1 rRNA gene (only partly in view) is annotated in these 1,444 nt (G+C 53.4%); it reads right to left on the bottom strand.

Features of this window, described 5'->3' with window-relative positions:
* Positions 1 to 21 precede the first annotated feature (21 nt).
* A 23S ribosomal RNA gene (locus FBY02_RS27880) occupies positions 22 to 1,444 on the bottom strand; it runs 1,568 nt beyond the window's last position.

Below are 1,444 nucleotides of genomic sequence, written 5' to 3'. Positions count from 1 at the left end.
AGCAAATTGCTTGGGTGTTATATGGTCAAGCCTCACGGGCAATTAGTACAGGTTAGCTCAACGCCTCACAGCGCTTACACACCCTGCCTATCAACGTCGTAGTCTTCGACGGCCCTTCAGGGAGCTCAAGGCTCCAGTGAGATCTCATCTTGAGGCAAGTTTCCCGCTTAGATGCTTTCAGCGGTTATCTTTTCCGAACATAGCTACCCGGCAATGCCACTGGCGTGACAACCGGAACACCAGAGGTTCGTCCACTCCGGTCCTCTCGTACTAGGAGCAGCCCCTCTCAAATCTCAAACGTCCACGGCAGATAGGGACCGAACTGTCTCACGACGTTCTAAACCCAGCTCGCGTACCACTTTAAATGGCGAACAGCCATACCCTTGGGACCGGCTTCAGCCCCAGGATGTGATGAGCCGACATCGAGGTGCCAAACACCGCCGTCGATATGAACTCTTGGGCGGTATCAGCCTGTTATCCCCGGAGTACCTTTTATCCGTTGAGCGATGGCCCTTCCATACAGAACCACCGGATCACTAAGACCTACTTTCGTACCTGCTCGACGTGTCTGTCTCGCAGTCAAGCGCGCTTTTGCCTTTATACTCTACGACCGATTTCCGACCGGTCTGAGCGCACCTTCGTACTCCTCCGTTACTCTTTAGGAGGAGACCGCCCCAGTCAAACTACCCACCATACACTGTCCTCGATCCGGATAACGGACCTGAGTTAGAACCTCAAAGTTGCCAGGGTGGTATTTCAAGGATGGCTCCACGCAGACTGGCGTCCACGCTTCAAAGCCTCCCACCTATCCTACACAAGCAAATTCAAAGTCCAGTGCAAAGCTATAGTAAAGGTTCACGGGGTCTTTCCGTCTAGCCGCGGATACACTGCATCTTCACAGCGATTTCAATTTCACTGAGTCTCGGGTGGAGACAGCGCCGCCATCGTTACGCCATTCGTGCAGGTCGGAACTTACCCGACAAGGAATTTCGCTACCTTAGGACCGTTATAGTTACGGCCGCCGTTTACCGGGGCTTCGATCAAGAGCTTCGCGTTAGCTAACCCCATCAATTAACCTTCCGGCACCGGGCAGGCGTCACACCCTATACGTCCACTTTCGTGTTTGCAGAGTGCTGTGTTTTTAATAAACAGTCGCAGCGGCCTGGTATCTTCGACCGGCGTGGGCTTACGCAGCAAGTGCTTCACCCTCACCGGCGCACCTTCTCCCGAAGTTACGGTGCCATTTTGCCTAGTTCCTTCACCCGAGTTCTCTCAAGCGCCTTGGTATTCTCTACCCAACCACCTGTGTCGGTTTGGGGTACGGTTCCTGGTTATCTGAAGCTTAGAAGCTTTTCTTGGAAGCATGGCATCAACCACTTCGTCACCCAGAGGGTAACTCGTCATCAGCTCTCGGCCTTGAGATCCCGGATTTACCTAAGATCTC

The organism is Pseudomonas sp. SJZ078, assembly GCF_007828255.1.
Classification (GTDB): domain Bacteria; phylum Pseudomonadota; class Gammaproteobacteria; order Pseudomonadales; family Pseudomonadaceae; genus Aquipseudomonas.
Note: the sequence above shows the minus strand (reverse complement) of the source record. Positions and strands in the feature narration are given on the sequence as shown.